Source organism: Nocardioides alkalitolerans DSM 16699 (genome assembly GCF_000426525.1).
GTDB classification, from domain to species: Bacteria; Actinomycetota; Actinomycetes; order Propionibacteriales; family Nocardioidaceae; genus Nocardioides; species Nocardioides alkalitolerans.
Genome location: NZ_AUFN01000010.1, coordinates 753,759 through 768,294, shown reverse-complemented (window position 1 = coordinate 768,294; position 14,536 = coordinate 753,759). Strand labels below are relative to the sequence as shown.

Below are 14,536 nucleotides of genomic sequence, written 5' to 3'. Positions count from 1 at the left end.
GCGTGTCCGGGCGTCGTTTAGTAGCCCAGACTGGTTAAGTCATTGGCGATCGTCGGACGGGGGGCTGCGATGATGCATACGGTCGCGAAGTGACTACGCCGAATCAGCCGCCGCCCTATGTTCCGCCGAATCGTGAGGCGGCTCCGCTACCCCCGCGCTCGACTGGCCCAGTCCCTGACCGCAGTCGCAGACAGCCCCGAGAAGCAATGCCACTCCATCGGCGTGGCTGGTTCGCACCGGTCGCTGCCCTCGTTGCTGCGACTGTCGGTATCGCGATCGGCGCTCTCGCCACTCCTAGTGACGAAGTTCCTGATCCGACGGACTCTGCGGAGTATCGGGAGGCGGCTTCTGAGCTCGCCGACTCTCAGGGCGAGATCGCTCAGCTTGAGGCGTCACTGGAAGACGCGGAAGGTGCTGCTGACGACGCGGCCGACGAACTGCAAACCGCGATGGGCGACCTGCCGGAACGCGAGCAGGCGCTGGAAGACGGGGCGGCGTGGATCGCAGAACGCGACGCTGCTCTGGACGTGGCCGAGGCGGAGGTCGTGTCTCGGGAGACCGCCGTGGGCGTGATCGAGGAGACGATTGCTGCCAACACGTTCTCGGGGAATGGGCTGTACATCGTTGGCGACGACATTCAGCCCGGCACCTATCGGACAGAGGGTGGCGCAGGCTGCTACTGGGAGCGGCTGTCTGGTCTTTCCGGCGAGTTCGACGACCTCATCGCGAACGAGTTCGCCGAAGGGCCGCAGGCGGTGACCATCTCTAGTGGGGATCGCGCGTTCTCAACCCAAGGATGCGCCGAGTGGACCTTGGCGAACTAGTCAGGCTGATCGGTTGCATCCAGCAGTCGCTCGCACTCCGCAACGAGGCGCGCCCGCAGAGGTTGACCCTTCGCGGTGAACGACCGCTGAGCAGCCACGTACTCGGCCTTGCCCTCTGGCGTCTCAACGCGAAGGGGCTCGTACCCAAGGTCAGAGAGGTCGTAGGGAGCTGCCCTCATATCCAGCTCGCGGATCTCTAGCGCCAGCTCGAAGCAATCCGCAACGAGGTCGGAGCACACCATCGGACTAAGCCTGTATGATGCCTTGTAGAGGTCCATCCCGGCGTGCAGGCAGCCGGGCTGCTCGAAGTCGGGGCGGTCGTCGGCCTGCGGCGCGAGCAGGTTGAGCGGGCGGGCCGGCTCGGTGAAGAACCGGAACGCGTCGAAGTGGGAGCACGCCACCTTGTGGCCCTCGACGACCTCGTCGGTGCCGTCGGCGCCCAGCCGCAGCGGCCAGTCGGCGTGCCGGACCTGCTCGGGCGTGAGGCGGTAGACCATCGCCCACTCGTGCATGCCGAAGCAGCCGAAGTTCGCGGGGCGGTCCAGCGTCGCCCGCAGGAGCCGGCGGAGCGCGGTGAGCAGGGGCCGCTGGCGCTCGACGTACGCCCGCTCGACGCCCACGCGCCCGTCGCCCAGGTCGCCGTACCCCTTGAGACCCGCGTACGCCGCGGCGTCGTCGCCGGCGAGGGCGACGCCGTACCCCGGGTGCCAGCGCCGCAGCTGCGCCGGCCGCTGGGAGTAGTAGGTGAAGAGGAAGTCGTGCACCGGGTGCTTCACGCGCTCGGCCCGGCGCGCCAGGTGGGGAGCGACGAACGCGTCGACCCGGGCCTCGTGCGCGGCCCGTCGCCCGGCGAGGGTCGCCGGGTCGATCGTGGGGGTGTCAGGCAGCACGGAAGGCACCGCACGAGCCTACGAGACCGCACCGTTAGGCTCGAAGGGTGCGTATCGCCCGCTTCACCACAGGAGAAGACCCCCAGTACGGCGTCATCACCGGCGACCTCGACGAGCACGGCCAGCTGAGCGAGGACGCGACCATCGTTGCGCTCGCCGGCGACCCGCTCTACGTGGGCGTCAAGCTGCTCGACGAGCAGCACCAGGTGTCCGACGTCAGGCTGCTCGCCCCCGTGCTGCCCCGCAGCAAGGTCATCGGCATCGGCCGCAACTACGCGGCCCACGCGGCCGAGCTCGGCAACGACGTGCCGACGGAGCCGCTGATGTTCTTCAAGCCGAACACCTCGGTGGTCGGCCCCGGCGACGCCATCAGCTATCCCGTCCAGTCGACCAACGTGCACTTCGAGGGCGAGCTGGCCGTGGTCATCGGCCGCATCTGCCGCGACGTGCCGGCCGAGAAGGCCACCGACGTCATCCACGGCTACACGATCGCCAACGACGTGACGGCTCGCGACCTGCAGAAGTCCGACGTGCAGTTCACCCGCGCCAAGGGCTTCGACACGTTCTGCCCGCTCGGCCCGTGGATCGAGACCGACCTCGACCCGAACGACTTCGCCGAGGGGCGGCGCGTGCAGACGTTCCTCAACGGCGACGTCGCCCAGGACGGATCCACCAAGGACCTGATCTTCGACATCCCGACCCTCATCGCCTACGTCAGCAGCGTCATGACCCTGCTGCCCGGCGACGTGATCCTCACCGGCACCCCCGAGGGTGTCGGCCCGATGCTGCCGGGCGACGAGGTCGAGATCTCGATCGAGGGCCTCGGCACCCTCACCAACAAGGTGGTCGCGCGATGAGCCTCCCCGCCCCCCGGCTCACCAGCGACAAGCCCGTGCGCGTGCGCATGGCGCCGTCCCCGACGGGCAGCCCGCACGTCGGCCTCGCCCGCACGGCGCTCTTCAACTGGGCCTTCGCGCGCCACCACCAGCGTCACGGCGCCGGCGGCACCTTCGTGTTCCGCATCGAGGACACCGACGCCGCCCGCAACACCGACGAGTCCTACACCTCGCTGCTGGAGGTGCTCCGCTGGCTCGGCATGGACTGGGACGAGGGCCCCGAGGTCGGCGGCCCCTTCGCGCCGTACCGCCAGAGCGAGCGCAGCGAGATCTACCGCGACGTGCTCGCGAAGCTGCGCGCCTCGAACTACACCTACGACTGCTACTGCACGACCGACGAGGTCACCGAGCGCCGCAAGGCCAGCGGGTCCAAGGTCATGGGGTACGACGGGTTCTGCCGCGAGCTGACCGACGACCAGGTCGCTGCCTTCGTGGCGGAGGGCCGGGCGCCGGTCGTGCGGTTCCGCATGCCCGACGGCAGCATCACGTTCGACGACCTGGTGCGCGGCGAGATCACCTTCGAGACCCAGTTCGTGCCCGACTTCGCGCTCGCCCGCGCGAACGGCGACCCGCTCTACACGCTCGTGGCGCCCGTCGACGACGCGCTCATGGAGATCACCCACGTGCTGCGCGGCGAGGACCTGCTCTCCTCCACGCCCCGCCAGGTGGCCCTGCACGACGCCCTGACCGCCGTGGGTGTGGGCAACGGGACCGCCCCCCGGTTCGGTCACCTGCCCTACGTGATGGGGGAGGGCAACAAGAAGCTCTCGAAGCGCGACCCCGAGGCGCACCTCCTGGCCTACCGCGACCAGGGGTTCCTGCCCGAGGGACTGCTCAACTACCTGGCGCTGCTCGGCTGGGCCATCGCCGAGGACCGCGACGTCTTCACCCTCGACGAGATGGTCGACGCGTTCGACATCGCCCGGGTGAACCCGAACCCGGCGCGCTTCGACCTCAAGAAGTGCGAGGCGATCAACGCCGACCACCTCCGGATGCTGACCCTCGAGCAGGTCACCGAGCGGTCCGTGCCCTTCCTCGTCGCCGCCGGGCTCGTCGCCGACCCGCCGACGCCCGCGCAGGCGGCCGTGCTCGCCGGCGGCATGCCGCTCGTCGCCGAGCGCATGAACAAGCTCACCGAGGTCGTCGACATGCTCCGCTTCCTCCTCGTCGACGAGGCGGACTTCACCCGGGACCCGGCCGACGTCGAGAAGGTGCTCGACGAGAAGGGCCGCGAGGTCGTGCAGGCGTCGTACGACGCCCTCGCCGACCTCGAGACCTGGAGCACGCCCGCGATCGAGGAGGCCCTGCGCCTCGCCCTGGTCGAGCGGCTCGGCCTCAAGCCGCGCAACGCGTTCGGCCCGGTGCGCGTGGCCGTCACCGGACGCCGGGTCTCGCCGCCGCTCTTCGAGTCCCTGGAGCTGCTGGGTCGCGAGCGCGGCCTGGCCCGCCTCGAGAGCGCGCTGGTCCCGTGACCACGACGCCGCCGGGCCCCGGCTTCCCGCCTCCGCCGGGTGGGTCGCCCGGGCCGGCGGCGCCGTACGACGACGCGGTGAGGCCCGTCGGACCCGTGGGCCCGGGCGGCCCCGGCCACCCGGCCGTCGGCCCGACCATGGACCCGGCCGTCGACCTGGACAAGGCCTATCCGCCGCTCGAGTACCACCTGCTGCAGCGCGCCGGGGACCGCGGCTGGTGGCGCGGGCTCGTGGGCGTGATCGCCCTCGCCGCGGCCATGATGCTCGTGCTCCCGATCGTGACGCTCGTGGTCTTCATCGCGGGCGTGGCGGTGACCGGCGGCGACGCCGGCACCGCAGGCGACCAGATGCTCGACATCGAGAACCTCACGCCGCTCGGCCTCGCCTACCTGATGACGACCCTGGCGTTGCTCATCCCGGCGGTCTGGATCGTCGTGCGGCTGCTCCACGGGCTGAAGCCGCGGTGGACGACGTCCGTCGCCCCGCGCATGCGGTGGGGCTACTTCGCCGCCTGCGTCGGGCTGTCGGTCGTCGCGCTCTTCGCCAGCCTGGTCATGGGCGTCGTGGTGAGTGCGCTCGACCCGAACGCCCTGCCCGGCGACACGGAGGTCGCGGGCCAGCTGAACGCGTTCACCAGCACGACCCGCGACTTCCTGGTCGTGGTGCTGCTGCTCACCCCCCTGCAGGCGGCGGGGGAGGAGTACCTCTTCCGCGGCTACCTCACCCAGGTCTGCGGCGGGATCTTCGCGACCCCGCGGGCGGCCAAGGCCGTGGCGGTGCTCGTGCCGGCCCTGCTGTTCGCCCTGGCGCACGGGGTGCAGGACCCGCCCGTGTTCTTCGACCGCTTCGCCTTCGGGGTGATGGCGGGCATCCTCGTGATCCTCACCGGGGGGCTCGAGGCGGCCATCGCGATGCACGTGCTGAACAACTGGGCGGCCTTCGGCCTGGCCCTGGCGTTCGGTGACATCGCGGCCACGCTGACCCCCACGGGCGGCTCCTGGCTGAGCATCCCGGTCACCCTGACGCAGACCCTCGTCTACCTCGGTCTGGCGGTCTTGGTGCACCGCTGGATGGGCCTCGCGCGCACCGCGGAGTCGCCCGTTTTGATCGCGTCCCGGGGGCGCGTGTATGGTTTCTCCTCGGCCGCCTAAGGGGGGCCTGACCATGGGATATGGTGTAATTGGCAGCACGACTGATTCTGGTTCAGTTAGTCTAGGTTCGAGTCCTAGTATCCCAGCGAGACCGCGGTCACCGGCCGCGGTTTTGATGTGAAACGAAGGCTTTGCTAGAGTTTCACGAGTTGCCCGAAGCCACTGGCTGAGGGTGAGGCCCCCGTTGTGTAGCGGCCTAGCACGCCGCCCTCTCACGGCGGTAGCGCCGGTTCGAATCCGGTCGGGGGTACCTCGAGGCGAAGGCCCCGGTCCATCAGGACCGGGGCCTTCGTCGTACCCGGGGGCGTCCGGACCGTGTGCACGTTCCTGGTGCTCCACGCCCTGCATTCAGGTCGCAGGGTTCCGGTTTCGCCGCTCGAGCGGCGAAACCGCCGCAGGCCGCCGGCCCCGGCTCAGTGCCCGATGCCCAGGAGCCCGACGCCGAAGAGCACGGCGGCGAAGCGCAGCGTGCGGCCCACGAGCACGTTGCCGATGAAGACGTAGCGGTTGATGTTCAGCTGACCGGCGATCACGGCGATGACGGCCAGCGGCGGCACGCCGAGCGAGGCGGCGGCGAAGACGAGGGCGCCGGCGCCGAGGCGGTTGCTGTCGACCTTGGCGCGCCACCGGGTCAGGCGGTCCTGCCACTTGGGGGTCTCGGTCTTGCGCCGTACCCACGCCCACTTCAGCGAGCTGCGTCCGAGCTCGTAGTAGATGACCTTGCCGATCGTCTGACCCACGGCCGCGACGAACGAGAGCAGCCACAGGGTCGCCGCGTCGCCCTGACCGCCACCGACCCCGGTCGCGGCGAGCGCGCCCAGGTAGGCCTCGGCGTTGACGAGCGGGATGAGCGCGGAGGCCACCCCGATCCCCAGGGTGGCGAACAGCCAGCTCACGGGGTCGTGGCCCCCGGGGCGCCGGTGGGGCCGGTCGGCCCCGGCTCGACGGGCCCGCCCGCCGGGATCGGCAGCCCGAGGCGCACGAGCCGCAGGAGCGACCACGACTTGAGCGCCAGCAGGGCCAGGGCGATGGCCCCGCCGAGCCAGACGTTCTCGGTGACGACGAGCAGGATCGCGAAGAGGGCCGAGTTCACCGTCTTGCCGGGCTTCGACCAGTTCCAGAGCCACAGGGTGCGGTCGACGACGTAGAAGTAGTTGGGGCTCGTGACCGGCCACGCCAGGAAGGCGATGGAGAGGTACATGTCCACGACCATGAACTGCACGAGGTAGATCGCCACGGCGACCGACACCTCGGGCACGAGCCACATGAGGCCGACGTAGAACGCGGCGCAGCAGAGGCGGTCGCAGAGGATGTCGAAGATCGCGCCGGCGCGGGTCTCGCGGTCGGTGATGCGGGCGACCCAGCCGTCGAGGGAGTCGCCGAACCAGTAGACGCCGAGGGCGACGAGCAGCAGCGTGCGCGACTCCTGCTGGGCGGCGGCGACGGCGAGGCCGACGGAGAGCACGGTGCGCACGAGGGTGACGGCGCTGGCGGCCGTCAGGAACGTCTCCCGGGCCGGGTCGGCCCAGATCCGGTGACCCGGGCGCGACTCCGTCGGGAGCTTCTTCTCCGACGTGCTGGCGCTGCGCTGCATTGCTCGACCTCGCTCGTTGCTCCCCCACGGTGCGTCGTGCTCCGCTGCTCGACGTCTCCCCGTCCGGGCCGGACCCCCGGCGTGCGCGGGCGCTGCTGACCGTACCGCCTGGGTGCGCCGCCCAGCGGCAGGGACGCGGCGACCGCTCGACGAAGCCTGGACGAACGCCGCGCTCACGTGTCCGATTCCCGCCGTCGCCGGTGGGTGGGGTCCGGCAGGATGGACGCATGTCCTCCTCCGCCCCGACGGCCCCCGGGGCTCCCGTGCTCGACGCGGAGCTCTGCTACCGCGCCGTGCGCAGCCGGGACCGGCGCTTCGACGGCATGTTCTGGACCGCCGTCCGCACGACCGGCATCTACTGCCGCCCGTCGTGCCCGGCGCGCACCCCGGCGTACGGGAACGTCACCTTCCACCCGAGCGCGGCCGCCGCCCAGGGCGCGGGCTTCCGGGCCTGCAAGCGGTGCCTGCCGGACGCGACCCCCGGCAGCCCGGAGTGGGACGTGGCCGGCGAGCTCGCGGGCCGTGCGATGCGGCTGATCGGTGACGGCGTCGTCGACCGCGAGGGCGTCCCGGGGCTGGCGGAGCGGGTCGGCTACACCCCGCGCCACCTCACCCGGCTGCTGACCGCCGAGCTCGGCGCCGGGCCGCTGGCCCTCGCCCGCGCCCGGCGGGCCCAGACGGCGCGCACCCTGCTCGAGAGCACGACCCTGCCGATCACGGACGTCGCCTTCGCCGCCGGCTTCTCGAGCGTGCGCCAGTTCAACGCGACGGTGCGCGAGGTGTACGCCGCGTCGCCCGGCGAGCTGCGGGGTCGCGCGGGCCTGGTCGCCGGTGACGCCCCGGGGGCAGCGGGCACGGCGGGCACGCTCACCCTGCGCCTGGCCGTGCGGACGCCCTTCGCCGCCGCCGCGATGCTGGCCTTCCTCGCCTACCACGTGGTGCCCGGCATGGAGGTCGTCGACGGCACGACGTACGCCCGCACCCTCGACCTGCCGCACGGTCCCGGGATCGTGGTCGTCGACCTGGCGGAGACGGGCGCGACGGACGTCGCCCAGGTGCCGGTGACGTTCCACCTCCTCGACCTCCGCGACACGACGGCCGCCCTCGAGCGGGTGCGGCGCCTCCTCGACGGCGACGCGGACCCCCTCGCCCTCGCCGAGCACTTCGCCGGCGACCCGGTCGTCGCGCCGCTCGCCGCCGCGACCCCGGGCCTGCGCGTGCCGGGCGCCGTCGACGGTCCCGAGCTCGCGCTCCGCGCGGTCGTCGGCCAGCAGGTCAGCGTCACGGGCGCCCGCACCGTCACGGGGCGGATGGTCGCGTCGTACGGCGTGCCGCTGCCCCCGGCGCTGCGCGACGTCGTGCCCGGGCTCACCCACCTCTTCCCCCGGCCCGCCACGCTCGCGGAGGTCGCCGACGTCGACCTCCCGATGCCCCGGGCCCGCGGGCGGGCGCTCGCCGGGCTGGCCGGCGCCCTGGCCGACGGGACGATCCGGCTCGACCGCGGCCCCGACCGCGACGACGTACGACGCGCGCTCGTCGCCCTGCCCGGCATCGGCCCCTGGACGGCCGACTACGTCGCGCTGCGGGCGCTGGGCCACCCCGACGTCTTCCTGCCCACCGACATCGGCGTGCGCAACGCGCTCGTCGGCCTCGGTCACGACGCCACCGCCGTGCCCGCCCTGCTGGCGTCGGCCGAGCCCGGCTGGCGCCCGTGGCGTTCCTACGCGCTGCTCTACCTCTGGAACACCCTCATGCCCGTCGTCGACGCCCCGGTGCTCCCGGCGGCGTCGCTCGACCCGGAAGGACCGTGATGTGGACCGTCATCGACTCACCCATCCGCGAGCTGCGGCTCGTCGAGCACGAGGGGTCGATCAGCGCGATCGAGTTCTCGCCGTTCCGCCCGCCCGGTGACGACGGGCGCGAGCTCGGCGAGCGCGACGACGACCACCCCGTGCTCGTCGAGGCGGCCCGCCAGCTGACGTCGTACTTCGCCGGCGAGCTGCAGGCCTTCACGCTCCCGCTCGCGCCGGTCGGCACCCCCTTCCAGCAGCGGGTGTGGAAGGAGCTGGTGGCCATCGGGTACGGCGAGACCGCGTCGTACGGCGAGATCGCCCGCCGCCTGGGCATGACGAACGCGGCCTCGCGGGCCGTGGGCCTGGCCAACGGCCGCAACCCCGTGCCCGTCGTCATCCCGTGCCACCGCGTGATCGGGGCGGACGGCTCGCTGACGGGCTACGCCGGCGGGGTCGACCGCAAGCAGACGCTGCTCGACCTCGAGCGCCAGGACGCGCTGTTCTGATGGGCGCGCTCTGATGGGGGCCTGGCGCCGCGTCGACGGACGGGTCGTGCACGAGAACGCGTGGATCGTCGTGCACGACGACGAGGTGGTGCGGCCCGACGGGTCGCCGGGGCTGTACGGCGTGGTGGAGGTGCGGCACCCGGCCGTGTTCGTCGTGGCGCTGACCTCCGACGACGAGGTGGTGCTCGTGCGCTGCGACCGCTACACGACGGGGGAGGGCTGGGAGGTGCCGGCCGGCGGCTCCGACGGCGACGACCTCCTCGACGCGGCCCGCCGCGAGCTGGGGGAGGAGGCGGGGCTCCGTGCGGGACGGTGGACCGACCTCGGGCCGGTCACGTCGCTCAACGGCATCGCCCGGGCGCACGGACGCGTGTTCCTCGCGCAGGACCTCGCGCCCGACCCCGGCGCGGTCGAGCAGGCGGTGGAGGGCATCTCCGAGGTGCGGCGGGTGCCCTGGCCCGAGCTGCTGGGGATGCTGGCCCGCGGCGAGGTCGCCGACGGCGAGACGCTCGCCGCGCTGATGCTCGCCGCGGTCGCGCTCGGCCGGGTGGCCTGAGCGGAGAGGCCGGGCCCTACTCGGCGGCGGCGCGACGCAGCGACTCGGAGAGCCGCTCGGCGGCCGCGAGCACCGCAGGGGCGTGCATGCGGCCGGGCTGGCGCGAGAGCCGCTCGAGCGGGCCGGAGACCGACACGACGGCGATCACCTTGCCGCTGGGGGAGCGGACGGGCGCGGAGACCGAGGCGACGCCCTGCTCGCGCTCGCCCACCGACTGGGCCCAGCCACGACGGCGGATGCCCGAGAGCACGGTGGCGGAGAACGCGGCCGTCTGCAGGCCCCGCTGCATGCGCTCCGGGTCCTCCCACGCGAGCAGCACCTGGGCGGCGGACCCGGCGCGCATCGTCAGCTGGGTGCCGACCGGGATGGTGTCGCGCAGGCCGCTGGGCCGCTCGGCGGCGGCGACGCAGACGCGGTGGTCGCCCTGGCGGCGCCAGAGCTGGGCGGACTCGCCCGTGATGTCGCGCAGGCGGGCCAGGACGGGGCCGGCGGCCGCCAGGAGGCGGTCCTCGCCGGCGGCGGCGGACAGCTCGGAGAGCCGCGGGCCGAGCACGAAGCGGCCCTGCATGTCGCGGGCGACGAGGCGGTGGTGCTCCAGTGCGACGGCCAGCCGGTGGGCGGTCGGTCGGGCGAGGCCCGTGCCGGCCACCAGCCCGGCGAGCGTCGCGGGTCCTGCCTCGAGCGCGGTGAGCACCAGCGCGGCCTTGTCGAGTACGCCGACGCCACTTCCCTTGTCCATATGGCAATACTGCAGTCTCAGTCCATGGGACGCAAGGGTTACGCTGCTGCTCGTTGTCAGAACGACCCGTGGCGTTGTACGGAGGAGAACCATGAGCCAGTCAACCGGACGCACCCTGTCCGAGAAGGTGTGGGACGAGCACGTCGTCCGTAGCGCGGCCGGCGAGCCCGACCTGCTCTACATCGACCTCCACCTCATCCACGAGGTCACCTCGCCGCAGGCGTTCGACGGGCTCCGCCTCGCGGGCCGTCCCGTCCGCCGTCCCGACCTGACGCTCGCGACCGAGGACCACAACGTCCCGACCATCGACTGGGACAAGCCGATCGCCGACCCCGTCTCCCGCACCCAGGTCGAGACGCTGCGCACCAACGCCGAGGAGTTCGGCGTGCGCCTGCACCCGCTCGGCGACATCGAGCAGGGCATCGTGCACATCATCGGCCCGCAGCTGGGCCTGACGCAGCCGGGCATGACGATCGTGTGCGGCGACTCGCACACCTCGACCCACGGCGCGTTCGGCTCCATCGCGTTCGGCATCGGCACGTCCGAGGTCGAGCACGTGCTCGCCACCCAGACGCTGATGCAGGCGAAGCCCAAGACGATGGCCGTCACCATCAACGGCTCGCTGCCCGAGGGCGTCACCGCGAAGGACATGGTGCTCACCCTCATCACGCACACCGGCACCGGCGGCGGCCAGGGCTACATCGTGGAGTACCGCGGGCAGGCGATCCGCGAGCTCTCCATGGAGGGTCGCATGACCGTGTGCAACATGAGCATCGAGTGGGGCGCGAAGGCCGGCCTCATCGCCCCCGACCAGACCACCTTCGACTACCTCGAGGGCCGTCCCGAGGCGCCGAAGGGCGACGACTGGGACGCCGCGGTCGCGCACTGGAAGACCCTGGTCACCGACGACGACGCGGTCTTCGACGAGGAGATCGTGCTCGACGCCTCCGAGATGACCCCGTTCGTCACCTGGGGCACCAACCCGGGCCAGGGCGTGCAGCTGGGCGGCCTCGTGCCGAGCCCCGACGACTTCGAGGAGCCGGCCGACAAGGTCGCCGCCGAGAAGGCGCTGACCTACATGGGTCTGGAGGCCGGCACGCCGATGCGCGAGGTCAAGGTCGACACGGTCTTCGTCGGGTCGTGCACGAACGGCCGCATCGAGGACCTGCGCGTCGCCGCCGACATCGTCAAGGGCCGCAAGGTCGCCGACGACACGCGGCTGCTCGTCGTCCCGGGCTCGGTGCGCGTGCGCCTGCAGGCCGAGCAGGAGGGCCTCGACGTCGTGTTCAAGGAGGCCGGCGCCGAGTGGCGCGGGGCCGGGTGCTCGATGTGCCTCGGCATGAACCCCGACCAGCTCACCCCCGGCGAGCGCAGCGCCTCGACCTCCAACCGCAACTTCGAGGGTCGCCAGGGCAAGGGCGGTCGCACCCACCTGGTGTCGGTGCCCGTCGCCGCGGCGACCGCGATCCGCGGCACGCTGTCGTCGCCCGCCGACCTCGCCTGACCCACCCCCGCTGGCCCGGCCGAGCCGGGCGGACGAGAAGGACCACGAGCATGGACAAGTTCACGAGCCACACCGGCATCGGCGTCCCGCTGCGCCGCAGCAACGTCGACACCGACCAGATCATCCCCGCCGTCTACCTCAAGCGCGTGACGCGCAGCGGGTTCGAGGACGGGCTCTTCGCCGCCTGGCGCAACGACCCGGCGTTCGTGCTGAACAACCCGGTGTACGACGGGGGCTCGGTGCTGGTCGCCGGCCCCGACTTCGGCACCGGCTCGTCGCGCGAGCACGCCGTCTGGGCGCTGCAGAACTACGGGTTCAAGGCCGTGATCTCGTCGCGCTTCGCCGACATCTTCCGCGGCAACTCCGGGAAGGCCGGCCTGCTGGCGGCGCAGGTCGACGAGAAGGTCGCCCAGCGGCTGCTCGACCTGCTCGACGAGGAGCCGGGGGCCACGATCACCGTCGACCTCGAGTCGCGCACCGTGCGTGCCGGCTCCGGGGAGAACGCGATCGAGGACTCGTTCGACATCGACGACTACACCCGCTGGCGCCTGCTCGAGGGTCTCGACGACGTCGGGATCACGCTCGGCCACGCCGACGACATCACGACGTACGAGGCCACGCGCCCGAGCTGGAAGCCGGTCACGCAGCGCGCCTGACGGCACGTCCGGGGCCGCCGGGGCCGCTGGCCGTGGCTGGCTAGGGTCGGTGGGATGAGCGACTCGTCCCACCGACCCGACCTGTTCTCCGAGCTGCTGTCGCTGCGCACCTGGACGGCCTTCGACGTCGACGCGGCAGGGCGGGTGCTCGCCGGTCACGACGAGCACGGGAGCCTGCAGCTCGTCGAGCTGGCGCCGGACGGCCGCCGTACGCAGCTGACGGCCCTGCCCGGCCGCTGCCAGGGGCGCTACGTCCCCGGCCGGCGCGCGGTGGTGGTCGAGCACGACCAGGGCGGCGACGAGCTCTGGCAGCTCTCGCTCCTCGACCTCGACCGCTTCGACGAGGGGCCCGGGCCCGGACGCGCCCGCCCCGCCGGCCTGGAGGACCTCGTGCCGCTGGTGGCCGACCCGGCCCACCGGCACGCCCTCCACGACGTCACGCCGACCGCGCTCGTCTACGCCACCAACCGCCGCAACAAGGTCGACATGGACGTCGTCGCCCGCAGCTGGGCGACCGGTGACGAGACGGTGCTGTACGACGGGGGCGGCTACGTGGGCGAGGTCGCCGCCTCGCGGGACGGCGAGCGGCTGGCCGTCGTGCGCCTCAGCCTCCAGCCCGCCTCGACGGTCGTCGACGTGGTGGTCGACGGCGAGGTCCGGCCGGTCACCGATGCCGACGAGCGGGCCGCGCACGACCGGGTGTCCTGGACCCCCGACGGCGCGGCGCTCGTGCTGTCCAGCAACCACGACCGCGAGTTCCGCGCCGTCCTGCGCCTCGACGTCGCCACGGGGGAGTGGCGCGAGCTCGTCGCCGACGACGCGCACGACCTCTGGGTGTGGGCGGCGCCGGACGGGTCCGCGCTGGTGGTCGGCCGCGTCGTCGACGGGGCCACCGAGCTGTCGGTGCACGAGCCCGACGGCACCCGGCGGTGCGCGGTCGACCTGGGCCGGCCGGGGGCCGCGCCGGGTGTGTCGACCGTGACCTGGGCCGACGACGGCAGCGGGTTCGTCACCGCGACGACGGCGCCCGACGAGCCCGCGGCCCTGCACCTCGTCGACCCCGCGACCGGCGCGGCCACGCTCCTCGTCTCCGTGGCCGACGGGCTCGAGCCCGGGCTGCGCGCCGCCCTCACGGTGCCCACCGTCCACCGGGTGCCGACGCCCGACGGCGAGCAGGTGCCCTGCTTCGTCTACGCAGCCGGCGAGAACGGAGCCCCCGAGCTCGCCGGCGCCGCGGTGCTCCACGTGCACGGCGGTCCGGAGGCCGCCGCGCTCCGGATCTTCAACCCCGTCGTCCAGGCGCTGGCGGCCGCGGGACTGACCGTGCTCGTGCCGAACGTGCGGGGCTCCGACGGCTACGGCAAGCGGTGGGTCTCCCTCGACGACGTCGAGCTGCGCCTCGACTCGGTGGCCGATCTCGCGGCGCTGCGCGACTGGCTGCCGGACCTCGGCCTCGACCCCGAGCGGGCCGCGCTGTGGGGAGGGTCGTACGGCGGCTACATGGTGCTGGCGGGCGTCTCGATGCAGCCCGGCCTCTGGGCGGCGGGCGTCGACATCGTGGGCATGAGCTCGCTGGTGACGTTCCTCGAGAACACCAGCGACTACCGCCGGGCCTACCGCGAGCGCGAGTACGGCACGCTGGCCCACCACCGCGACTTCCTCGAGGCCGCCTCCCCCCTCACGCACCTCGCGGCGATCCAGGCGCCGCTGTTCGTCATCCACGGGGCGAACGACCCCCGGGTGCCGCTGTCGGAGGCCGAGCAGATCAAGGCGGCGCTCGACGGTGCGGGCGTGCCGTGCGAGCTGCGGGTGTACGGCGACGAGGGCCACGGGCTCGCGCGCCGTACCAACCGGCTCGACGCCTACCCGGCCGCGCTCGCGTTCCTGGAGCGCCACCTGCGTGGGGCGTGACACCCCCCGTTCATGGGCGCGACACCCCGCCGACGACTAGCATT

General features: G+C 72.7%; 14 protein-coding genes and 2 tRNA genes. 12 read left to right on the top strand and 4 right to left on the bottom strand.

Annotated features, from left to right (window positions below):
• The first annotated feature begins 206 nt into the window (after nucleotides 1-206).
• Nucleotides 207-824 carry an Rv1352/Rv1906c domain-containing protein gene (locus K329_RS29295; RefSeq protein ID WP_052336335.1) on the top strand — a complete coding sequence of 206 codons (618 nt, stop codon included), beginning with the start codon at nucleotides 207-209 and terminating at the stop codon, nucleotides 822-824.
• Here the strand turns inward: K329_RS29295 and K329_RS0104360 are convergent.
• The gene (locus tag K329_RS0104360; protein WP_342665397.1) at nucleotides 821-1,723 is read right to left on the bottom strand and encodes a 3-methyladenine DNA glycosylase; all 903 of its coding nucleotides are present in this window, start codon (nucleotides 1,721-1,723) and stop codon (nucleotides 821-823) included. The two genes, K329_RS29295 and K329_RS0104360, sit on opposite strands and share 4 nt — an antisense overlap.
• Before the next feature lie 38 nt (nucleotides 1,724-1,761).
• On the opposite strand from K329_RS0104360, the gene K329_RS0104355 reads away from it, so the two are divergent.
• The 5 genes from K329_RS0104355 (at nucleotide 1,762) to K329_RS0104335 (ending at nucleotide 5,483) form a co-directional block, all read left to right on the top strand.
• Nucleotides 1,762-2,571: a fumarylacetoacetate hydrolase family protein gene (locus tag K329_RS0104355; RefSeq protein ID WP_028472106.1), complete on the top strand. Its 810-nt coding sequence runs from the start codon at nucleotides 1,762-1,764 to the stop codon at nucleotides 2,569-2,571.
• Nucleotides 2,568-4,082, top strand: a complete 1,515-nt coding sequence (gene gltX / locus K329_RS0104350) for a glutamate--tRNA ligase (protein ID WP_052336334.1) — start codon at nucleotides 2,568-2,570, stop codon at nucleotides 4,080-4,082. Before K329_RS0104355 ends, gltX begins: the two co-directional genes overlap by 4 nt.
• Nucleotides 4,079-5,233 carry a CPBP family intramembrane glutamic endopeptidase gene (locus K329_RS0104345; RefSeq protein ID WP_245596431.1) on the top strand — a complete coding sequence of 385 codons (1,155 nt, stop codon included), beginning with the start codon at nucleotides 4,079-4,081 and terminating at the stop codon, nucleotides 5,231-5,233. The genes gltX and K329_RS0104345 overlap by 4 nt, the downstream gene beginning before the upstream one ends.
• Nucleotides 5,234-5,247: 14 nt before the next feature.
• Nucleotides 5,248-5,319: transfer RNA gene (locus K329_RS0104340), tRNA-Gln, on the top strand.
• A 91-nt stretch (nucleotides 5,320-5,410) separates the two neighbouring features.
• Nucleotides 5,411-5,483 (top strand) — tRNA-Glu (locus K329_RS0104335).
• Nucleotides 5,484-5,646: 163 nt separating this feature from the next.
• Here the strand turns inward: K329_RS0104335 and K329_RS0104330 are convergent.
• Together K329_RS0104330 and K329_RS24500 are read right to left on the bottom strand one after the other, a co-directional pair.
• Nucleotides 5,647-6,129, bottom strand: coding sequence for a YqaA family protein (locus K329_RS0104330; protein ID WP_028472103.1), 483 nt, complete (start codon nucleotides 6,127-6,129; stop codon nucleotides 5,647-5,649).
• Entirely contained in the window at nucleotides 6,126-6,827 is a 702-nt protein-coding gene (locus K329_RS24500; RefSeq protein WP_084540972.1) for a CDP-alcohol phosphatidyltransferase family protein, read from the bottom strand. Before K329_RS24500 ends, K329_RS0104330 begins: the two co-directional genes overlap by 4 nt.
• Before the next feature lie 227 nt (nucleotides 6,828-7,054).
• Here K329_RS24500 and K329_RS0104320 point away from each other — a divergent pair, with 227 nt between their 5' ends.
• Genes K329_RS0104320 through K329_RS0104310 form a run of 3 tightly spaced genes read left to right on the top strand, consistent with a single transcriptional unit; the run spans nucleotide 7,055 to nucleotide 9,682 of the window.
• Complete coding sequence (locus tag K329_RS0104320; protein ID WP_043641993.1) at nucleotides 7,055-8,638, top strand: AlkA N-terminal domain-containing protein; 1,584 nt, start codon at nucleotides 7,055-7,057, stop codon at nucleotides 8,636-8,638.
• On the top strand, nucleotides 8,638-9,126 hold the full coding sequence (locus tag K329_RS0104315) for a methylated-DNA--[protein]-cysteine S-methyltransferase (protein WP_028472101.1): 489 nt from the start codon (nucleotides 8,638-8,640) through the stop codon (nucleotides 9,124-9,126). Before K329_RS0104320 ends, K329_RS0104315 begins: the two co-directional genes overlap by 1 nt.
• Before the next feature lie 13 nt (nucleotides 9,127-9,139).
• Nucleotides 9,140-9,682 carry an NUDIX domain-containing protein gene (locus tag K329_RS0104310; RefSeq protein ID WP_028472100.1) on the top strand — a complete coding sequence of 181 codons (543 nt, stop codon included), beginning with the start codon at nucleotides 9,140-9,142 and terminating at the stop codon, nucleotides 9,680-9,682.
• A gap of 16 nt (nucleotides 9,683-9,698) precedes the next feature.
• Here K329_RS0104310 and K329_RS0104305 read toward each other — a convergent pair whose 3' ends face one another.
• Nucleotides 9,699-10,421 carry an IclR family transcriptional regulator gene (locus K329_RS0104305; protein WP_028472099.1) on the bottom strand — a complete coding sequence of 241 codons (723 nt, stop codon included), beginning with the start codon at nucleotides 10,419-10,421 and terminating at the stop codon, nucleotides 9,699-9,701.
• Nucleotides 10,422-10,512: 91 nt separating this feature from the next.
• On the opposite strand from K329_RS0104305, the gene leuC reads away from it, so the two are divergent.
• Genes leuC through K329_RS0104290 form a run of 3 tightly spaced genes read left to right on the top strand, consistent with a single transcriptional unit; the run spans nucleotide 10,513 to nucleotide 14,492 of the window.
• Nucleotides 10,513-11,925 carry a 3-isopropylmalate dehydratase large subunit gene (gene leuC / locus K329_RS0104300; RefSeq protein WP_043641991.1) on the top strand — a complete coding sequence of 471 codons (1,413 nt, stop codon included), beginning with the start codon at nucleotides 10,513-10,515 and terminating at the stop codon, nucleotides 11,923-11,925.
• 50 nt (nucleotides 11,926-11,975) lie between these two features.
• Complete coding sequence (gene leuD / locus K329_RS0104295) at nucleotides 11,976-12,581, top strand: 3-isopropylmalate dehydratase small subunit (protein WP_028472097.1); 606 nt, start codon at nucleotides 11,976-11,978, stop codon at nucleotides 12,579-12,581.
• A gap of 54 nt (nucleotides 12,582-12,635) precedes the next feature.
• A complete protein-coding gene (locus K329_RS0104290) occupies nucleotides 12,636-14,492 on the top strand; it encodes a S9 family peptidase (RefSeq protein ID WP_043641989.1) in 1,857 nt (618 codons plus the stop codon).
• Nucleotides 14,493-14,536 lie beyond the last annotated feature (44 nt).

What these genes read in the sequence shown, in the direction of transcription:
- K329_RS29295 (WP_052336335.1), top strand. Translation starts at nt 207, where the DNA reads ATGCCACTCCATCGGCGTGGCTGGTTCGCACCGGTCGCTGCCCTCGTT.
- gltX (WP_052336334.1), top strand. Translation starts at nt 2,568, where the DNA reads ATGAGCCTCCCCGCCCCCCGGCTCACCAGCGACAAGCCCGTGCGCGTG.
- K329_RS24500 (WP_084540972.1), bottom strand. Translation starts at nt 6,827, where the DNA reads ATGCAGCGCAGCGCCAGCACGTCGGAGAAGAAGCTCCCGACGGAGTCG.
- K329_RS0104320 (WP_043641993.1), top strand. Translation starts at nt 7,055, where the DNA reads ATGTCCTCCTCCGCCCCGACGGCCCCCGGGGCTCCCGTGCTCGACGCG.
- K329_RS0104315 (WP_028472101.1), top strand. Translation starts at nt 8,638, where the DNA reads ATGTGGACCGTCATCGACTCACCCATCCGCGAGCTGCGGCTCGTCGAG.
- K329_RS0104310 (WP_028472100.1), top strand. Translation starts at nt 9,140, where the DNA reads ATGGGGGCCTGGCGCCGCGTCGACGGACGGGTCGTGCACGAGAACGCG.
- K329_RS0104305 (WP_028472099.1), bottom strand. Translation starts at nt 10,421, where the DNA reads ATGGACAAGGGAAGTGGCGTCGGCGTACTCGACAAGGCCGCGCTGGTG.
- leuC (WP_043641991.1), top strand. Translation starts at nt 10,513, where the DNA reads ATGAGCCAGTCAACCGGACGCACCCTGTCCGAGAAGGTGTGGGACGAG.
- leuD (WP_028472097.1), top strand. Translation starts at nt 11,976, where the DNA reads ATGGACAAGTTCACGAGCCACACCGGCATCGGCGTCCCGCTGCGCCGC.
- K329_RS0104290 (WP_043641989.1), top strand. Translation starts at nt 12,636, where the DNA reads ATGAGCGACTCGTCCCACCGACCCGACCTGTTCTCCGAGCTGCTGTCG.